This is a genomic window from Streptomyces sp. ATLC9 (assembly GCF_057196705.1).
On the sequence record NZ_JBXUOY010000623.1, the window covers coordinates 1 to 329 of the forward strand.

Sequence of the window (329 nt, forward strand, 5' to 3'; positions counted from 1 at the left end):
GCTCCGCCGCCTGGGGCAGCGGGTGAACCGCAAGCGCATCGCCCGCGTCATGCGCGAGCGCGACATTCGCGGCGCCGGCCGCCGCAAGCACCGCTCACTGACCCGGCCGGATACGAAGGCGAAGCCGGCCCCGGACCTCATCGGCCGCGACTTCCATGCCGAGCGCCCCGTGACCAAGCCGGTCGGCGACATCACCTACCTGCCCACCGCTGAGGGCTGGCTCTACCTCGCCCGCTGGCTGGACCTGGCCACCCGCGAGGTCGTCGGCTACGCCATGGCCGACCACCACCGCGCCGAGCTCGTCGTCGACGCTCTCGACATGGCCCACG

General features: G+C 73.3%; 1 protein-coding gene. It reads left to right on the top strand.

Features of this window, described 5'->3' with window-relative positions; genetic code table 11:
* Positions 1–22: 22 nt before the first annotated feature.
* The coding region (locus AC2CJA_RS27370; protein WP_484605298.1) for a DDE-type integrase/transposase/recombinase at positions 23–329 on the top strand (307 nt) is incomplete at its 3' end.